At 57.0% G+C, this 14,093-nt stretch carries 15 protein-coding genes and 1 pseudogene; 6 read left to right on the top strand and 10 right to left on the bottom strand.

The window, feature by feature from the left end; all coding sequences use genetic code 11:
* Positions 1-121 precede the first annotated feature (121 nt).
* Together ACSBQQ_RS01820 and ACSBQQ_RS01815 are read right to left on the bottom strand one after the other, a co-directional pair.
* Complete coding sequence (locus ACSBQQ_RS01820; RefSeq protein ID WP_049195327.1) at positions 122-1,189, bottom strand: zinc-binding dehydrogenase; 1,068 nt, start codon at positions 1,187-1,189, stop codon at positions 122-124.
* 285 nt (positions 1,190-1,474) lie between these two features.
* On the bottom strand, positions 1,475-2,428 hold the full coding sequence (locus ACSBQQ_RS01815) for a LysR family transcriptional regulator (protein WP_033655111.1): 954 nt from the start codon (positions 2,426-2,428) through the stop codon (positions 1,475-1,477).
* A gap of 137 nt (positions 2,429-2,565) precedes the next feature.
* Here ACSBQQ_RS01815 and ACSBQQ_RS01810 point away from each other — a divergent pair, with 137 nt between their 5' ends.
* Together ACSBQQ_RS01810 and ACSBQQ_RS01805 are read left to right on the top strand one after the other, a co-directional pair.
* A complete protein-coding gene (locus ACSBQQ_RS01810) occupies positions 2,566-3,747 on the top strand; it encodes a M20 aminoacylase family protein (protein WP_060427727.1) in 1,182 nt (393 codons plus the stop codon).
* Between the two features lie 22 nt (positions 3,748-3,769).
* On the top strand, positions 3,770-4,558 hold the full coding sequence (locus tag ACSBQQ_RS01805; protein ID WP_033655109.1) for an ABC transporter substrate-binding protein: 789 nt from the start codon (positions 3,770-3,772) through the stop codon (positions 4,556-4,558).
* Positions 4,559-4,716: 158 nt separating this feature from the next.
* Here the strand turns inward: ACSBQQ_RS01805 and tmaR are convergent, their stop codons facing one another.
* From tmaR to ACSBQQ_RS01790, 3 genes are all read right to left on the bottom strand, one after another.
* Entirely contained in the window at positions 4,717-5,034 is a 318-nt protein-coding gene (gene tmaR, locus ACSBQQ_RS01800; RefSeq protein ID WP_004935612.1) for a PTS system regulator TmaR, read from the bottom strand.
* A gap of 160 nt (positions 5,035-5,194) precedes the next feature.
* Complete coding sequence (locus ACSBQQ_RS01795) at positions 5,195-6,262, bottom strand: FUSC family protein (RefSeq protein WP_048321808.1); 1,068 nt, start codon at positions 6,260-6,262, stop codon at positions 5,195-5,197.
* A 94-nt stretch (positions 6,263-6,356) separates the two neighbouring features.
* Positions 6,357-7,124: an N-acetylmuramoyl-L-alanine amidase gene (locus ACSBQQ_RS01790; protein ID WP_033647986.1), complete on the bottom strand. Its 768-nt coding sequence runs from the start codon at positions 7,122-7,124 to the stop codon at positions 6,357-6,359.
* A 176-nt stretch (positions 7,125-7,300) separates the two neighbouring features.
* Between ACSBQQ_RS01790 and ACSBQQ_RS01785 the strand changes: the two genes are divergently transcribed.
* On the top strand, positions 7,301-8,047 hold the full coding sequence (locus ACSBQQ_RS01785) for a S24 family peptidase (RefSeq protein WP_004935623.1): 747 nt from the start codon (positions 7,301-7,303) through the stop codon (positions 8,045-8,047).
* 34 nt (positions 8,048-8,081) lie between these two features.
* Here ACSBQQ_RS01785 and ACSBQQ_RS01780 read toward each other — a convergent pair whose 3' ends face one another.
* Entirely contained in the window at positions 8,082-9,191 is a 1,110-nt protein-coding gene (locus ACSBQQ_RS01780; protein WP_048321809.1) for an SDR family oxidoreductase, read from the bottom strand.
* Between the two features lie 519 nt (positions 9,192-9,710).
* On the opposite strand from ACSBQQ_RS01780, the gene ACSBQQ_RS01775 reads away from it, so the two are divergent.
* The 3 genes from ACSBQQ_RS01775 to ACSBQQ_RS01765 all read left to right on the top strand — a co-directional run bounded on the left by ACSBQQ_RS01775 (position 9,711) and on the right by ACSBQQ_RS01765 (position 10,693).
* A complete protein-coding gene (locus ACSBQQ_RS01775) occupies positions 9,711-9,899 on the top strand; it encodes a DNA polymerase III subunit theta (protein WP_033635247.1) in 189 nt (62 codons plus the stop codon).
* 313 nt (positions 9,900-10,212) lie between these two features.
* Entirely contained in the window at positions 10,213-10,461 is a 249-nt protein-coding gene (locus tag ACSBQQ_RS01770; protein WP_046687465.1) for a DinI-like family protein, read from the top strand.
* Positions 10,454-10,693 (top strand): hypothetical protein, encoded by a 240-nt coding sequence (locus ACSBQQ_RS01765; RefSeq protein WP_060437591.1) that lies wholly within the window; start codon positions 10,454-10,456, stop codon positions 10,691-10,693. Before ACSBQQ_RS01770 ends, ACSBQQ_RS01765 begins: the two co-directional genes overlap by 8 nt.
* 66 nt (positions 10,694-10,759) lie before the next feature.
* Here the strand turns inward: ACSBQQ_RS01765 and ACSBQQ_RS01760 are convergent, their stop codons facing one another.
* From ACSBQQ_RS01760 to ACSBQQ_RS01745, 4 genes and pseudogenes are all read right to left on the bottom strand, one after another.
* Complete coding sequence (locus ACSBQQ_RS01760; RefSeq protein ID WP_072271590.1) at positions 10,760-11,920, bottom strand: prophage tail fiber N-terminal domain-containing protein; 1,161 nt, start codon at positions 11,918-11,920, stop codon at positions 10,760-10,762.
* A gap of 3 nt (positions 11,921-11,923) precedes the next feature.
* Complete coding sequence (locus tag ACSBQQ_RS01755) at positions 11,924-12,100, bottom strand: hypothetical protein (protein ID WP_154640823.1); 177 nt, start codon at positions 12,098-12,100, stop codon at positions 11,924-11,926.
* A 363-nt stretch (positions 12,101-12,463) separates the two neighbouring features.
* Positions 12,464-13,054, bottom strand: a pseudogene (locus ACSBQQ_RS01750) (phage tail protein); the annotation flags it as partial.
* A 49-nt stretch (positions 13,055-13,103) separates the two neighbouring features.
* Complete coding sequence (locus ACSBQQ_RS01745) at positions 13,104-14,093, bottom strand: DUF6453 family protein (protein WP_060437588.1); 990 nt, start codon at positions 14,091-14,093, stop codon at positions 13,104-13,106.

Below are 14,093 nucleotides of genomic sequence, written 5' to 3'. Positions count from 1 at the left end.
TAGGGAAGCTTCTTGTTGTGGTTATCAGAGCAACAGCATGTCTTTACGTTTGGCCGACCGGCCGGCCCCCCATTGCGAGCGGGCCGGCGGTCGTGACTGCAACAGCGGTACAGCGGGAGGGTCAGGGAACCAGGATCACCTTGATGGAGTCGGTCGAGTCCGCCAGGGCGAAGGCTTTGTCCCAGTCGTTCAATGCATAGCTGTGGGTAACCACGCCATTGGAGGTCACCAGCCCGCGCTCGAACAGATCGATGGCGATTTCGTAGCTGTAGGGCGCCAGGTGCGCGCCGCGAATGTCCAGCTCTTTGCGATCGCCGATGATCGACCAATCGACGGTGGTTTCCTTGCCGAACACGCTGAACTCCACGAAGCGGCCCAGCTTGCGGATCATCTGCAGCCCCTGGGTGACGCCGATCGGCGCGCCGGTGGCCTCGATGTAGACGTCGCAGCCGTAGCCGCCGGTCAGCGATTTGACGATCTGGTCGGCGTCTTCCTTCAGCGGGTTGATCACCACGTCGGCGCCGAACTCCTTCGCCAGCGCCAGCCGCTCGTCGATGGCGTCGATCACGATCAGTTTCTTCGGCGTCTTCAGGCGCGCCACCTGCACCATGCACAGCCCGAGCGGCCCGGCGCCGGCCAGCACCACCACGTCGTCCAGCTGGATGTCGCCGCGCGCCACGGTGTGGATGGCGCAGGCCATCGGTTCAATCAATACCGCGTCTTCATGGCTCAGGCTTTCCGGGATCTTGTGCACGATGGCGTTCTCGGAAAAGCGCATGTACTCCGCCATGCCGCCCTCCGCCACGTCTTTTTGGAAACCGTAAATGTTATGCGTCTCACACATCCAGTAACTGCCGGATTTGCAGTAGCGGCACTCCCAGCACGGCACGATCTGCTCGGCGATCACCCGCTCGCCGAGCTGGTATTTGCCTTCCGCGCCCTCGCCCAGCGCGGCGATGCGGCCGTAGAACTCGTGCCCCGGCACCACCGGCGGTTTGACCCACGGGTTTTCCCCCCAAAACATCTGCGCGCCGTTCTTGCACTTGCAGTCGCCGGCGCAGATGCCGCAGCCTTCCACCTTGATCACCAGCTCGCGCGCCTTCGGCAACGGCGTGGGCACCTGTTCGAAACGATAGTCCTGCGGGCCGTGGCAAACGACCGCGCGCATTTTTTCCGGCAACTGGCTCATCTCTTCCTCCAATACACTTGTTAAACGCTTGAATTTTCTTAATGTTGACGTTGTCATTTTTATCCAACAAAAAACAACAAACGTTATAAAGTGATAAATTTCAATTGATTAATCATCAAAAACCCACGAAAACCAAAAATGACAACGTGAACATAGAGAAACATATAACCAAAGCTGCAAAAATAATTATTTGAGCGAAATCACATATCGTTAACATTGCGGCTAAAAATGCTACAAATGCGGATCGCGATCCCATTTACGGGATCGTCGATCCGGGGGGATCCGCTAAATCAGCAGACGCACGCGATCGTAGATCTGGCGATCTTCCGGCCGCGACGATCGCGCCTGCTGGCGCAGGGTGCGCACCAGCGTGTCGATAAACGCATGGGCGGCGGCGCTCAGAATGCTGTTGCGCCGAGTGACGATATTCAGCTGCACCGGCCGGCAGCTCTCCCGCAGCGCCAGCGGCTGCAGGCGAGAGGCGAACTGCGGCAGCGCGGCAATCGGCTGCGGACAGCAGGTACACATTTCGGCGAACTCCACCAGCGCCTGCAGCATGCCGAACGAATGCGCCTGGATAATGCGCTGGCGCGGCAGGCGCACGCCGTGGCGGAGAAACACCTCGTCGAACAGCGCATCGAAACTTTCCGGGGTATAGCTCATCACCCAATCCTGTTCCAGCAGCTGATGCAGCGAGGTGCTGTGCGCCAGCGGGTGGCCGCGCCGCACCATGTACGCCGTTTCGTACTCCAGCAGCGGCTCGCAGTGGAACTCCTGCGGCGCCGACGACGCCGGCAGCGGCGTGATGGCGAAATCCATCGTGCCCTCGCGCAGCTGCGACTGGGCGTTGGCCATCAGGCTTTCCGACAGTTCCAGCCGCACCGCCGGCATCTTGCTGCGAAACGCCATCACCGCCGACGGCAGCACCGTCAGCATCAGCCAGGGGGTGAACGCCGCCTTGACCAGATCCGCCGTGCGCCCGCGCAGCGCCGCCATTTCGCCCTGCGCCTGCTCCAGCTGGTTCAGCACCAGCCGGGCGTGCGCCAGCAAGGTTTTGCCGTAGGGGGTAAAGCCCAGCCCGGTCGGGGTGCGGATCAGCAGCGGCAGCGCCTGTTCCTGCTCCAGTTCGCGCAGCGCGCGGGTCACCGCCGCCTGCGACAGCCCCAGATGCCGCGCCGCCGCGCGAATGCTGCCGCTGTCGGCGCTGGCCACCAGCGCCTGCAGTTGGTGCAGTTTCATGTCACCTCCTGACAATAATAGGTTGTCAGCATAACCGAACGGCGGCTACCCGGCAAAAACGGAGTTTGCTAGTCTCGATGCCTACCCCTCTGCCCCATTCCCCGCCCGTTGGCCGGGACCCTTTGCCGGAGACCGTGATGAGCCCTTCACTCGTACTGCCTGAGATCGCCGCCGTTCATGATGAGATGGTCGCGCTTCGCCGCCACATTCACGCCCACCCGGAGCTGGGATTTAAGGAGTTCGCGACGTCGGATCTGGTGGCGCAGCGTCTGGAGGAGTGGGGTTACCGCGTCACGCGCGGCGTAGGACAAACTGGCGTTGTCGCCACATTGCAGCGCGGGCCGGGAAAATCGCTCGGCATCCGCGCAGACATGGACGCCCTGCCGATCGCCGAAACCACCGGCTTGCCGCACGCCAGCACCCATGCCGGGGTGATGCACGCCTGCGGCCACGACGGGCATACCGCCATGCTGCTGGCGGCGGCGCGCTGTCTGGCGCGGCAGCCCAACTTCAGCGGCACGCTGCACCTGATCTTTCAGCCAGCGGAAGAAGGCGGCGGCGGCGCCAGAGTGATGATTGAAGACGGCCTGTTTGAGCGCTTCCCCTGCGACGCGGTGTTCGCCATGCACAACGTGCCCGGCTTCCCCACCGGCCACCTGGGCTTCGCCAGCGGCCCCTTGATGTGCTCGGCCGATACGGTGCACATCACCCTGCACGGCCACGGCGGCCACGGCGCGGTGCCGCAAAGCACCGTCGATCCGGTGGTGGCCTGCGCGGCCATCGTCATGAGCCTGCAAACCATCGTGGCGCGCAATATCGATCCGCAGGAAACGGCGATCGTCACCGTGGGAGCGATGCAGGCCGGCCAGGCCGCCAACGTAATCCCGGCGACCGCCACCCTGACGCTCAGCGTGCGCGCGCTGACGGCGGTGGTGCGCGCGCGGCTGGAACAGCGCATCACCGAGCTGGTCACGGCGCAGGCCGCCAGCTTCGGCGCCCGCGCGGAGATCGACTACCGGCACGGCTATCCGGTGCTGGTGAACCACCCGGCAGAAACCGAACTGGCGCGCGCGGTGGCGCTGGACTGGGCCGGAGAGAGCCAGGTTATCCCCACGCTGCGGCCGTTTACCGCCAGCGAAGATTTCGCCTTTATGCTGGAGAAGTGCCCAGGCAGCTACATCTCGATCGGCAACGGCCCCGCCACGCCGGGCAATTCCCTGCACAACCCCGGCTATGACTTCAATGACGACAACCTGTCGGTAGGCGCCACCTACTGGGTCAAATTGGTCGAGCGCTTTTTGGCTCGCCCCACTGTTTAATCGCCAACGCTGAGGAAATGACATGAAAACCATCAAAGGGCTGTTGTTGCTGCTGCCGCTGGCCGCGAGCTTTCCCGCGCTGAGCGGCGAATTCAGCGGCAAGGTGATCAAGCTGGGCATCGATCCCACCTTTCCGCCGCTGGAATATAAAAACCCGCAGGGCAAGCTGACCGGCTTCGGCGTCGATATCGCCCAGGCGCTGTGCGACCAGATGCAGGCCAAATGCGTGTGGGTGGAAAGCAGCTGGGACGGCATGATCCCCGGCCTGCAGGCGAAGAAATTTGATGCCATCGCCTCGTCGATGACCATCACACCGCAGCGCCAGCAGCAGATCGCCTTCTCCAGCAAAGTCTCCAACGCCCCGGCGCGGCTGGTGGCGCATAAGGGCAGCAACCTGCAGCCTACCGCCGCCTCGCTGAAGGGCAAATCGGTCGGCGTGCAGCAAGGTTCCAGCCAGGAGGCCTACGCCAACGCGCTGTGGCGCCCGGCCGGCGTTAACGTGGTCGCCTACCAAAGCCAGCAGGAGGTGAACGAAGATCTGGCCAACGGCCGGCTGGATGCGTCGCTGCTGGCCAGCGTCAGCGCCAGCGAGTTCTTCAAAACGCCCGGCGGCAAAGATTTCGCCTTTATCGGCGCCGAACTGAACGACAGCAAATACTTCGGCGTCGGCGACGGCATCGGAGTGCGCAAAGAGGATACCGCGCTGCTGAACGCCTTCAACACCGCGCTGCAGGCGATCCGCGCCAACGGCACTTACAAGAAAATCAACGACAAGTATTTCGACTTCGACATGTACGGTGCAGAGCAGTAACAAGCGTTCCCCGGCGGTCACCTGCAGATCCTGCGGGATGGGGAGGCGCCTTCGGCCGCCGGGGAGCGCCCCAACGGAAACGGCAGTGTCGGCAAGAACGGAAAATCAGGCGGGATAAGGATGCGGGCCAGGCAGAACGCCCGGCCCGCTAAAGCGGGTTACTTCACTTCGCCCATCGCTTTCAGCTTTTTGGACAGCTCGCGGCGTTCTTTGGACAGATCGGCATTTTTGATGATGTAGTCATCAACGCGATCTTCGTAGTCGCTGCGCATGTTGGCGATGATGCCCTGAATGTCTTCGATGCTCATGCCGGGCTTGATGTACTCACTCAGGTTGTCTAGCAGCAGCACGCGCTTCTGGTTATCACGAATTTTCTTTTCGTTGTCGACGATCTCGCGTTGCAGTTTGTTTTTGCGGCGGAACATACGCACAAACTCCAGCACGTCCTGGAAACTCGGCTTATTTGCATTATCCATCTTTATACCCTTGCTTTAGTAATACACAGATTCATTTGCTTACGGCCACATGGCACCAAGATACAGGTTTGTGGCGGTCCGGCACAACAGTGATTGCCTTATCTTACCCACTTTGCCCCGGCGGCCAAAACCCAAAGCGCCGCCTTCATGATCTGACCCCTTATTCGCGCCCGGCGGCGGTGCAGACCAGGAGCAGATCCCCCAGCTCTTCCAACTGCTGCGCCAGCTCCATGCTGAGCCAGACATAGCCGTAAATCGGCGCTTCGCCGTGCTGGCCGAGGCTCACCTCCTGCATCAGCGTTTTCAGCTCGCCGGCGATCTCCGCCAGCTGCCCCGCCGCCGCCTGCCGCTGCGCCTGCGGCCCTTCGCGCATCAGCACGGCCAGCGATTCCAGCGAGCTCAGCGTCAGCAGCTGGGTGCTGCGCAGCGTGCGGGCGTTCAACATGATGAAGTGCGTTTCACGCGAGGCCCAGTAGGCGTCGGCCATCAGCTCCAGCGTGCACACCAGATTGCGGCTGAGGGTTTGCACCGCCTCGAACACCGCTTTGGGGATGCGGGTTTCCTTACTGGCGGGCACGATCAGGCTGCGCAGCTTCACCACCTGATTCAACAGATCCTTGAGCTGCGGCTCCAGCCGCGGCCGCTCAATGACGTTCGGTGAAAAATAGGCGCCATAGAGGCGGGCGGCGGTTTGCAGGCAGTCCGCCATTTGCATGCGCCACAGAATATAGGCGCGCTGTGGGTAGATGCTGGTGAACAGCAGCGCCAGCAGCGAGCCGAAGATCACGTCGCCGCTGCGCCACAGCGCGGTGTGCATGTCGCCGGCGCCCGCGCCGCACACCACCGCCAGCGTGATCCCCACCAGCAGCGCCATATACGGCCGCTTGCCGAGCGTCAGGTAACCGCAAACGAACATCACCACGCCGCACCAGGCCAGCATCAGCGGCAGCGAATAGAGTTCCAGATACAGGGCAATCAGGCCGGAAGCGGCGCCGAACACGGTGCCGGCAATGCGTTGCAGCGCCCGCTGCAGCACGTTACCCCAAAATGAGATCGGCCCCATCACCACCACCAGGGTGATCAGCGGCCAGGTGCCTTCGGGCACCGCCAGCAAGCGGATCAGCAGAAAGGTCAGGATAAACGCCAACCCAATGCGCACGCCGTGAACGATGCGATAGTGCCGATAGGTCAGTAATTCAAGGGAAGAGATTTTTCGATCGAGGCGCACGATGCCTCCGATAAAGACCAGCCAGGCCGCTATTTTAGCGGAGGAAACCCGGCAAGGAAAAGGCGAATGAGGCGTCCCCCATTCGCAGTCAGGCTCAGGCGGCGTACTTGTCGACCAACGCGCGCAGAGCGGCGGCGGTTTCGACATCCATCACGCCGTCATACTTCTGCTGGCGGAAGTGCAGCTGGAACGCGCGCACCAGCTGACGATAGCCTTCTGCGGTATTGGCCGCCGAGGTATCGTAGCCGTATTGGGCGAACAGTTTCAGCAGCTCGGCCTGCGCCGGCAGCCCCTGGCGGCAGTATTCCTGCTGGCGCTGCTGCTTGGTCGCCTCGTCATACCAGGCGCCGACGCCGGCCTGATACAGCTGCTGCCACGGGAACTGCGGGCCCGGATCGCTCTTGCGGCCCGGCGCGATGTCGGAGTGCGCCACCACGTTCACCGGCGAGATGTCCGGGTAACGCTGCAGGATATTCTGCGCCAGCTGGGTGACCGCCTCGATCTGCTGCGGGTTGAACGGCGGGAAGGTGATGTTTCCACCGTCGCCGCTCGCTAGGTTGACGATCTCGATGCCGATCGAGGTGTCGTTGATATTGCTGCGGGTGCCCCACTGGCTGGCGCCGGCATGCCAGGCTCGCTCGTTCTCATCCACCAGGTTGAAAATGCGCACGCCGCTGAAGCCGGCGGCCTGATAGGTGGCTTCGGTCGGATCCGGCACCAGATAGTGTGCGCTGACCGATTTTCCGGTCAACGACTTCACCGAGTCGGCGAAGTTTTGCGCCGTGTAGTGCAGCACCAGAAAGCGCACGCGGTGGCCGAAGCTGGCGACCGATCGGTAGCTATTGTAATCAATCTTGTACATCGTAAAGTCCCTCTCTCGCTTGATTTCACTGAGCGGCCCCTCATCATGACAGGCCGCCCCGCACAGGTGAACCTTTGGCTCACCCTTTTTGTTTTAGCTAATTGCTAAATTATGCGCAAGCGTTTTTTAGCAAAACCGTTATTTACCTTTTTGCTAAAGAGTGCGATCATGGCACGATGGAAACTAAAGAAATCAGGCGCAACAATCTGCGCGAATTGATGGCCCGCTACGCCCGGCAAGGCGTCAACCAGAATGAATTCGCCACGCTGGTTGAGTCTTCCGCGCCGACGCTGAGCCAAATCATCGGGGAAAAATCCTCCCGCAATCTTGGCGACAATCTGGCCAGGCGGATCGAGGCCCGGCTGAATTTGCCCAAGGGCTGGTTCGACGTGTTTCACGAAAAGCAGCTGGTACGCCCGTTTGACAACGTGGCAGCGGAGTCGGACTTCCAGCCCGCCCGTTTGAAACCGGTGGTATGGGAAGATACCGAACAAGACAAGGAAGAGTTTGTGGAGATCCCGCTGCTGGATATCGATTTTTCCGCCGGCGACGGCTGCTACGAAATCGTCGATCGCGAGGAGTTTTCGCTGATCTTCCGCCGTTACTATCTGCACAAGATGGGGGTGGCGGTCAACGCCGCGCGCATTATCCGCATCTCCGGCTCCAGCATGGAACCGCGTCTGCAGGACGGCGACGTGGTCGGCATCAACACCGACGATACGCGCATCCGCGAAGGCAAGACCTACGCCATCCGCCACGGCAATTTGCTGCGGGTGAAGGTGCTGATCGAGCAGCCGGACGGCGGCGTCGTCATCCGCTCCCTCAACCGGGAAGAGTACCAGGACGAGCATCTCAGCTATCAGCAGCGCAAGGAGCAACTGGTGGTGCTCGGCCGCGTCTTCTGGTCCTCTTCGTCCTGGTAGCGGAGCAACCTCGGGCGCCCGTTGCGCCCGGCGGTTATTTGAAGTCCACCACCATCTGCTGCTGGATAGACAGCCCGCGGGTCGACTGCACGCAGCCGGCGATATAGTCGGTAAAGCGCGGCGGCTTCGGCATGCCCAGCTTGAGGATCTTTTCGTTGCTGAAACGCACGTTGAGCATGGCGAACGATCCGTACAGGCGCATCGCCTTGAGCATCAGCCGCTCGTTGCACGGGCCGAAAATGTCTTTCAGCTGGCGGCGCATTTTCACCAGCGCGTCATAGGTCACCTGCGCATACTCATCGCCCACCGGCGCCTTTTCCAGCGCCGCCGCCATGGCGCGGTCGATTTCGGCAAAGCTGACGCTGCTCTCCTCACCGGCGGAGATGTGATAAACGTCGTTCTCCAACGTTTCGCTGTTCATCAGCATCACCAGCGCATCCGCGCAGTAGTCCGCCGGGATCACATCGATATTGTCCTGCAGCGAGCACATGAATTTGCGCAGCATCAGCGCCATGCCGAACACCCAGAAAATGCTGCTGGAAGGCTGGCAGCCCAGGCGGGTGTGCCCCACCACGATCGACGGACGAGCGATGGTCAGCGGCAGTTGCGGGCAGCGCTGGCGCATCAGCTGTTCGATGGTGGATTTGGAACGGGTGTATTCCACCAGATGCTCGGCGTCTTCCTCAAACTCGCCGCTCTCCGCCACCAGCGAACCCGGCTCCGGCGAACAGGACATGGCGGTACCGACGTGCAGGAAACGTTTTAATCCCGGCACCTGCGCCATTCTTTCGGCAAAGGCCAGAGTGCCTTCTACGTTTACCTTCCAAATGAGCGGGTTATTACCAAATGAAGCAACGGCCGCGCAGTTAATAACGTGCGTGACTTTGTTAATACGTGCGTCAGTTAAAAAGTCGGCCGGCTCGGAAAGGTCGCCCAACAATATATTTTCTATCGTAATTTTAGACAGCAGGTTCGCGTCGATATTAAACTTTTCCATATTCGCACGAATACGGGCCAGCCCTTGTTGCGCATCATCGGCACGCACCAACAAAAGATAATTAACAGACTGATTTTCAATCAATAACTTCTCGAGAACCGCACCACCCAAAAAGCCGGTAGCGCCGGTCAACAGTAGCGTTTTCATAATTGTCATCCACATTGGTATTGAATGTGGGAGATTGTATCTGCGGGTATTTAAACAAATATTAAATAGAATTACGGCGCCAGAAATCACTTCTCTTAATATTATCTTAAGGAATCTTTTGATACATCCAACGTGGATTTAGTAACAAAAGAATCTCATCTATTTTATGATTAATCTCTGCCGTTTAAATACCATTGATGTAGCGCCTGATTTAATTTAGCGGTCAATGTTATTTCTCTTATCGTCCGTGGAGGACTTATGACCTATAACCAAAAAATCTGGTTGGGGGTTTTGCTGCTGTGCGCCCTGTTTTGGGGGGCGGTGATAAGCGGCGCCTGTTCGCTGTATAACCGGGCGGGTCGCTTCCAGGCTCACCACACGGAGAGCGAGCTCGCCGCTCGCCACAGCCAGCCCCCTTGCACGCAACCCAGCTCACAGGCATCAAGCGCCCCCCGGAATGGGTAGGGACAAGACCCGCTAACGATCCTATTATGCCCTAAGGTTAACAGGGAGATAACGATGGCTCGAAAGCTGGATAGCTTACCGCAGGCACAACGCGAAAAAATAGAAACCGATTTGCTGGCCATCAGCGTGATCTACAATGAGCGCTACGGCATCGCCTCGACCCAGGCGGAAACGGAACGACAGATCCCCGACCACCTGCTCCCCTACTTTCATCAACGGCTGGATTACTATCGCCGTGCGTAATTGCGCGCATTTCGCTAACCGTCACTTGGCATCGCTCCCTACGCCGTTACAATAGGAGCATATTATATCCGCCACTGAAGAGACGCGATTTTGAGCAGCAAGGCAACGGCCACATTTTATATTCACGATTACGAAACAACTAAATCAATACATTGATTATATTGCATTTTTATTTGAATAAATTTCTTGTGGTACGCAATTTTGTACGCATCTTTTTGTCCAACTCACCTCACGAAACCGCTTATTGCTTGACGTACACGAGTTCATCGAACAATACTACTGTACATATATACATGTACTTTCAGAGGTGCGAATGTTCGTAGAGCTGATTTTTGACCAACGTAATGTTAAAGGCTTGCCTGACGCGGCAGAGATAATCAAAGCAGAACTGACAAGGCGGGTACATCGGGTATTCCCTGATGCAGAGGTGAAAGTAAAGCCGATGCAAACGAACGGACTCATTAGCGACGCTAACAAAAGCGACAGGGAGAAGTTAAATCGGCTTCTTGAAGATATGTTTGAAGAGTCAGAACAATGGCTGATGAGTGACATCTATGGGTAGCATTACCCTTGCCGGGCGGCAGATTTTCGTTCTCAACGAGAACGACAGATACCCAGAGCCGCAGCAAAATAGCCCTCCGATGTTCGCGATACGTGAAGACGAGGAGCAGCAGCACTGGCTATATGTGTGGCACAAGGGGCGCTGGCCGCTCGTGTCAGATGTACCGTTTGAAACCCAGGGCAAAGCCGTTGACGCGGCCATAGCTTTTAATTTTGATGTGCTTTACAAGTGATAGGCGCTGCCCCTGCCGATGTTCAACCGTCCGAACAATACGAGGCCAGCAACGGGGCAGCAGATTTTAGATAGGGTCAACGTTCACATTTTCAAGGGCGGCAGTTTCCTCGAGTGCTTCCGGTGCTTCTTCAGCCTCGCTCACAGGCATTTCCAGGCGAAGATCGATCCAGCGTCCTTCCGGGATATCCATCGGTTCACCAGCCACAATAGCGGCTGTGTCGATGTCAAAGCGGCGCTTGCTGACCTTCACATAGATTGTGCCATCCTTGCCGGTGTTAGCTGAGACAAAGCATAGGCGGTTGCCGTTCACGTCCTGCGGCACTTCGATATTCCAGCCCTCCTCCGCAAAACCTAATGCGCCAGTAACTTTGTAAACGCCGACTGAAACGCGCTCAGCTGATACCCCAACAGCCTCGCCATTCACGGCTACGTGTCCGGACAACATGAAACCGTCTAGATAGTCATCCGCCATTTTTTCAGGCTCACCGCAAAGTCTTGCGATCGGGGAAGCCTTTTTGATGAACCCGTTAGCATCAACGGTCGTATTGCTTGAAGTCCACAATGACGACCAAACAACTTTTGATGGGGCTGCTATTGTAGAATTACCAACCCACGCTTGGTTTGTCACTGACACGGCAAAATAAGTGCTCGACGGCCCACCATCAACGGGTAAAACCATTACGCCGCCAGCCGCGCCGCCAGGCCTGTTAGCTGTCGCAGTGGTATACCGACGAATGCATGACTTGTTATCTGTAGAAAAAATATCAGCTGTATGAATCGGGGCTGATGCAAAACCTGCTGCGATAACGGCTTTGCTATTTTCGGCTGCACTCTGCTCGCTGACTTTTGCCGCTGCTGCTGATGCTGCTGATTTGTCGGCGGACAAAGCTGCCTCTGCACGCAGGCGATCGACGGTTTGCACAATCTCAGGCGTAATGTCATCTTCACCAGGGCGGCGCAGGAAATCATTGAGCGTGCCGGGCAGTGAATCAACATAAACATCTATCGTTCCTACTCGCTCCGGCTGTGCACCATAAACCGACACAATGACTTCATAGGCTCCTGGCTCAACATTTAGCAAATACCGACCCGTATCATCGGTGACAGATTGCGACTTCGCTAAATTCAACACCGTGGAAGAAGTTTTCATCGATCGCATAGTAATCGTTACGCCAGAACGAGAATCGCCGTAAGGTCCCTTTAGTACGCCGCTGATTAATACCATTATTTATTTCTCCATAGGTTTAGGAATATACCACTCAGGCTCGCTATCACCTGAAATGCTAATCGCTGTGCCAATTATCTTTAAATAATCTTCCTTGCTTATTTGGTATGTATCACTTGGAACATCACCGAGTTCGTCAATGAATAGCGCTCTCGTCGATGGCTGATAGAAGAATTTCATTTAATATCCCTCCGCTGAAAAATTAAAATAGGGATACCACCCCGTAACAGGTGTTGTGATTGAAACTGTTATTGCATCTCTTGAGGCACCGCCCCCGTTCTTATCCCGTGTGCATGCAATAAATGCCGGTGTTCCCGCTGCTTGTTGGTCGCCGCGCGGAGATACCAGAGTTGCAACACATGACACGACGGCATTTGGAAAAGCTGCGGGCAGGCTAAACGAATAGAAATGCGTGTACCAGGTAACGCCGCCTATGTTCTGCGAGTTATATGCGCCAACCGGTTGTTGCGCACCGATAATGCCTTCCTGCTTTACAATACTTCCGCCGATCGACGTTAATATGGCATCGCCAATTCTTGTTATTTTAACACCGAGATTATTACAGGCATCCAGTTGAGTTTTAGCACCCGTCCCGCCCTGACTCAGACTCAAGGGCGTTTTAAGTCCTTTGATGGATGTAATATCACTATTGTCACCATTTGCTGCCTTGTTATCTAGCGCGGTTTTATCTGCTTTTTTATCAACTTCTGTTTTATCCGCCTTCAAATTCAATTCAGATATGAAGCTGTTCCATGCAGGGCCGGTAAACGTGCTGCCGTCAGGTAACGTCACAGTAATGTTTCCGGTGCCGCTGAATACCTGCTGCCAGTTATCTTTATCGAGGTTCAGCCCGCGCAGGGCTTTCGCCGTTTCGGCGGCCAACTGAGCGGTGATGGTGTTCATCGCGTCGCGCGGTACGGCATACCATGCTGCGCCCGCCTGCGTTGGGCCGTCATAGGTTTTAATCAGCGTCGCCTGTGTGGCACTATCAACAGTTTTCACCGGTAACGTATAGGTGACGCCGCCGACAACGCTCACGATGAAATCACCGGCTTTCAGCTCGGTATTGAACGCCGTCCCCGTACCTTTCACTACGGCGGAGTTGTTCGTTAGGGTAAGAGTGCCTGCGGGCATGATGCTCTCCTAAATCGTTGCATAAAAAAACCGGCTCAGTGGCCGGTTGTTAGAAATAATGGTCTGCGTTAATCACCATGAGCGGCATCTGTGACGAGTACCATCGGTTTGACGTATTCCACTGGGTCTGTATTTTTCTCCCTGATTCAGAGCGCCAGAATTGGACGGCGCTGCCGTTAAACCGATAGCCGCAGCTGTAATAGTTATAAACCCCGCCGCTACCTTGAGAGTCACCACGCATAAACGCATTAACGGCAAGGGGGATCATTGGCCTGGCTATCCCTGTATCGATTAAATCTTCGGGGTTCCTGCCGACATTAACCGAACGACCATCCCAAACTAACGGCTCTGTATCGCTGGTGAATGTGTTATTACCGGCAGCGTTCTTTATCACCATTCCGTAGCCGCTTGGCGTCGGTGGGTAATAACCGCTGTTCATAATGACCACTTTCACATTGGCTGTGGTTAACACTGCTTCACCGGAACCATTATCACGCGATACCGTTAATTCGTTATATTGCACAGCATGGTAAATAGAAACGCCGGGGTCATCGCACCGCACAAAGACAACCTTGGTGTTATCGTTTTGAACGACTGGCAATGTCCATTTGCCGTTAATCGTCACTTCCCCTTTCCACGCAACAAAGCCCAGCCTGGACGAACTGTTAATGCTCATCCAGTCCACCGAGTTTTGAATCATTATTCCATACGTGCCGGAAACTGATTGCGGCGGTTGAACCTGGTATATGCTGAACTCGGTAAAGAACGCCTGCTGATTTGCATTGGTAAAATCAACAATTATCCTCCCCCCATCGGTTCGCCATCCAGTAACCCCGCCGTAAGACGGGGGATTTGTCTGGCTGCCGAATATATACCCGGTCTGACCAACCAGAAAAACCGGGTTCCCAGCGACGTAATCAGGCGGAGTATAAATCTTTTGTTTATTGCCATCCGCCCAGGGTTCTTTATCGTTGGCTAACAGTGAAATGCTATTAACCGCCGCCAGCTCTTTGCCATTCATCCACAGGCCATACGCCAC

The organism is Serratia sp. G204Y (assembly GCF_051172435.1).
GTDB classification, from domain to species: Bacteria; Pseudomonadota; Gammaproteobacteria; order Enterobacterales; family Enterobacteriaceae; genus Serratia; species Serratia sarumanii.
The sequence above is the reverse complement of the archived record's forward strand: the minus strand, read 5'-3'. Positions and strand labels throughout refer to the sequence as shown.

Excerpts from the sequence above, each read along its gene's own strand:
- ACSBQQ_RS01820 (WP_049195327.1), bottom strand. The coding sequence starts at position 1,189 with ATGAGCCAGTTGCCGGAAAAAATGCGCGCGGTCGTTTGCCACGGCCCG.
- ACSBQQ_RS01815 (WP_033655111.1), bottom strand. The coding sequence starts at position 2,428 with ATGAAACTGCACCAACTGCAGGCGCTGGTGGCCAGCGCCGACAGCGGC.
- ACSBQQ_RS01810 (WP_060427727.1), top strand. The coding sequence starts at position 2,566 with ATGAGCCCTTCACTCGTACTGCCTGAGATCGCCGCCGTTCATGATGAG.
- ACSBQQ_RS01805 (WP_033655109.1), top strand. The coding sequence starts at position 3,770 with ATGAAAACCATCAAAGGGCTGTTGTTGCTGCTGCCGCTGGCCGCGAGC.
- tmaR (WP_004935612.1), bottom strand. The coding sequence starts at position 5,034 with ATGGATAATGCAAATAAGCCGAGTTTCCAGGACGTGCTGGAGTTTGTG.
- ACSBQQ_RS01790 (WP_033647986.1), bottom strand. The coding sequence starts at position 7,124 with ATGTACAAGATTGATTACAATAGCTACCGATCGGTCGCCAGCTTCGGC.
- ACSBQQ_RS01785 (WP_004935623.1), top strand. The coding sequence starts at position 7,301 with ATGGAAACTAAAGAAATCAGGCGCAACAATCTGCGCGAATTGATGGCC.
- ACSBQQ_RS01780 (WP_048321809.1), bottom strand. The coding sequence starts at position 9,191 with ATGAAAACGCTACTGTTGACCGGCGCTACCGGCTTTTTGGGTGGTGCG.
- ACSBQQ_RS01775 (WP_033635247.1), top strand. The coding sequence starts at position 9,711 with ATGGCTCGAAAGCTGGATAGCTTACCGCAGGCACAACGCGAAAAAATA.
- ACSBQQ_RS01770 (WP_046687465.1), top strand. The coding sequence starts at position 10,213 with ATGTTCGTAGAGCTGATTTTTGACCAACGTAATGTTAAAGGCTTGCCT.
- ACSBQQ_RS01765 (WP_060437591.1), top strand. The coding sequence starts at position 10,454 with ATGGGTAGCATTACCCTTGCCGGGCGGCAGATTTTCGTTCTCAACGAG.
- ACSBQQ_RS01760 (WP_072271590.1), bottom strand. The coding sequence starts at position 11,920 with ATGGTATTAATCAGCGGCGTACTAAAGGGACCTTACGGCGATTCTCGT.
- ACSBQQ_RS01755 (WP_154640823.1), bottom strand. The coding sequence starts at position 12,100 with ATGAAATTCTTCTATCAGCCATCGACGAGAGCGCTATTCATTGACGAA.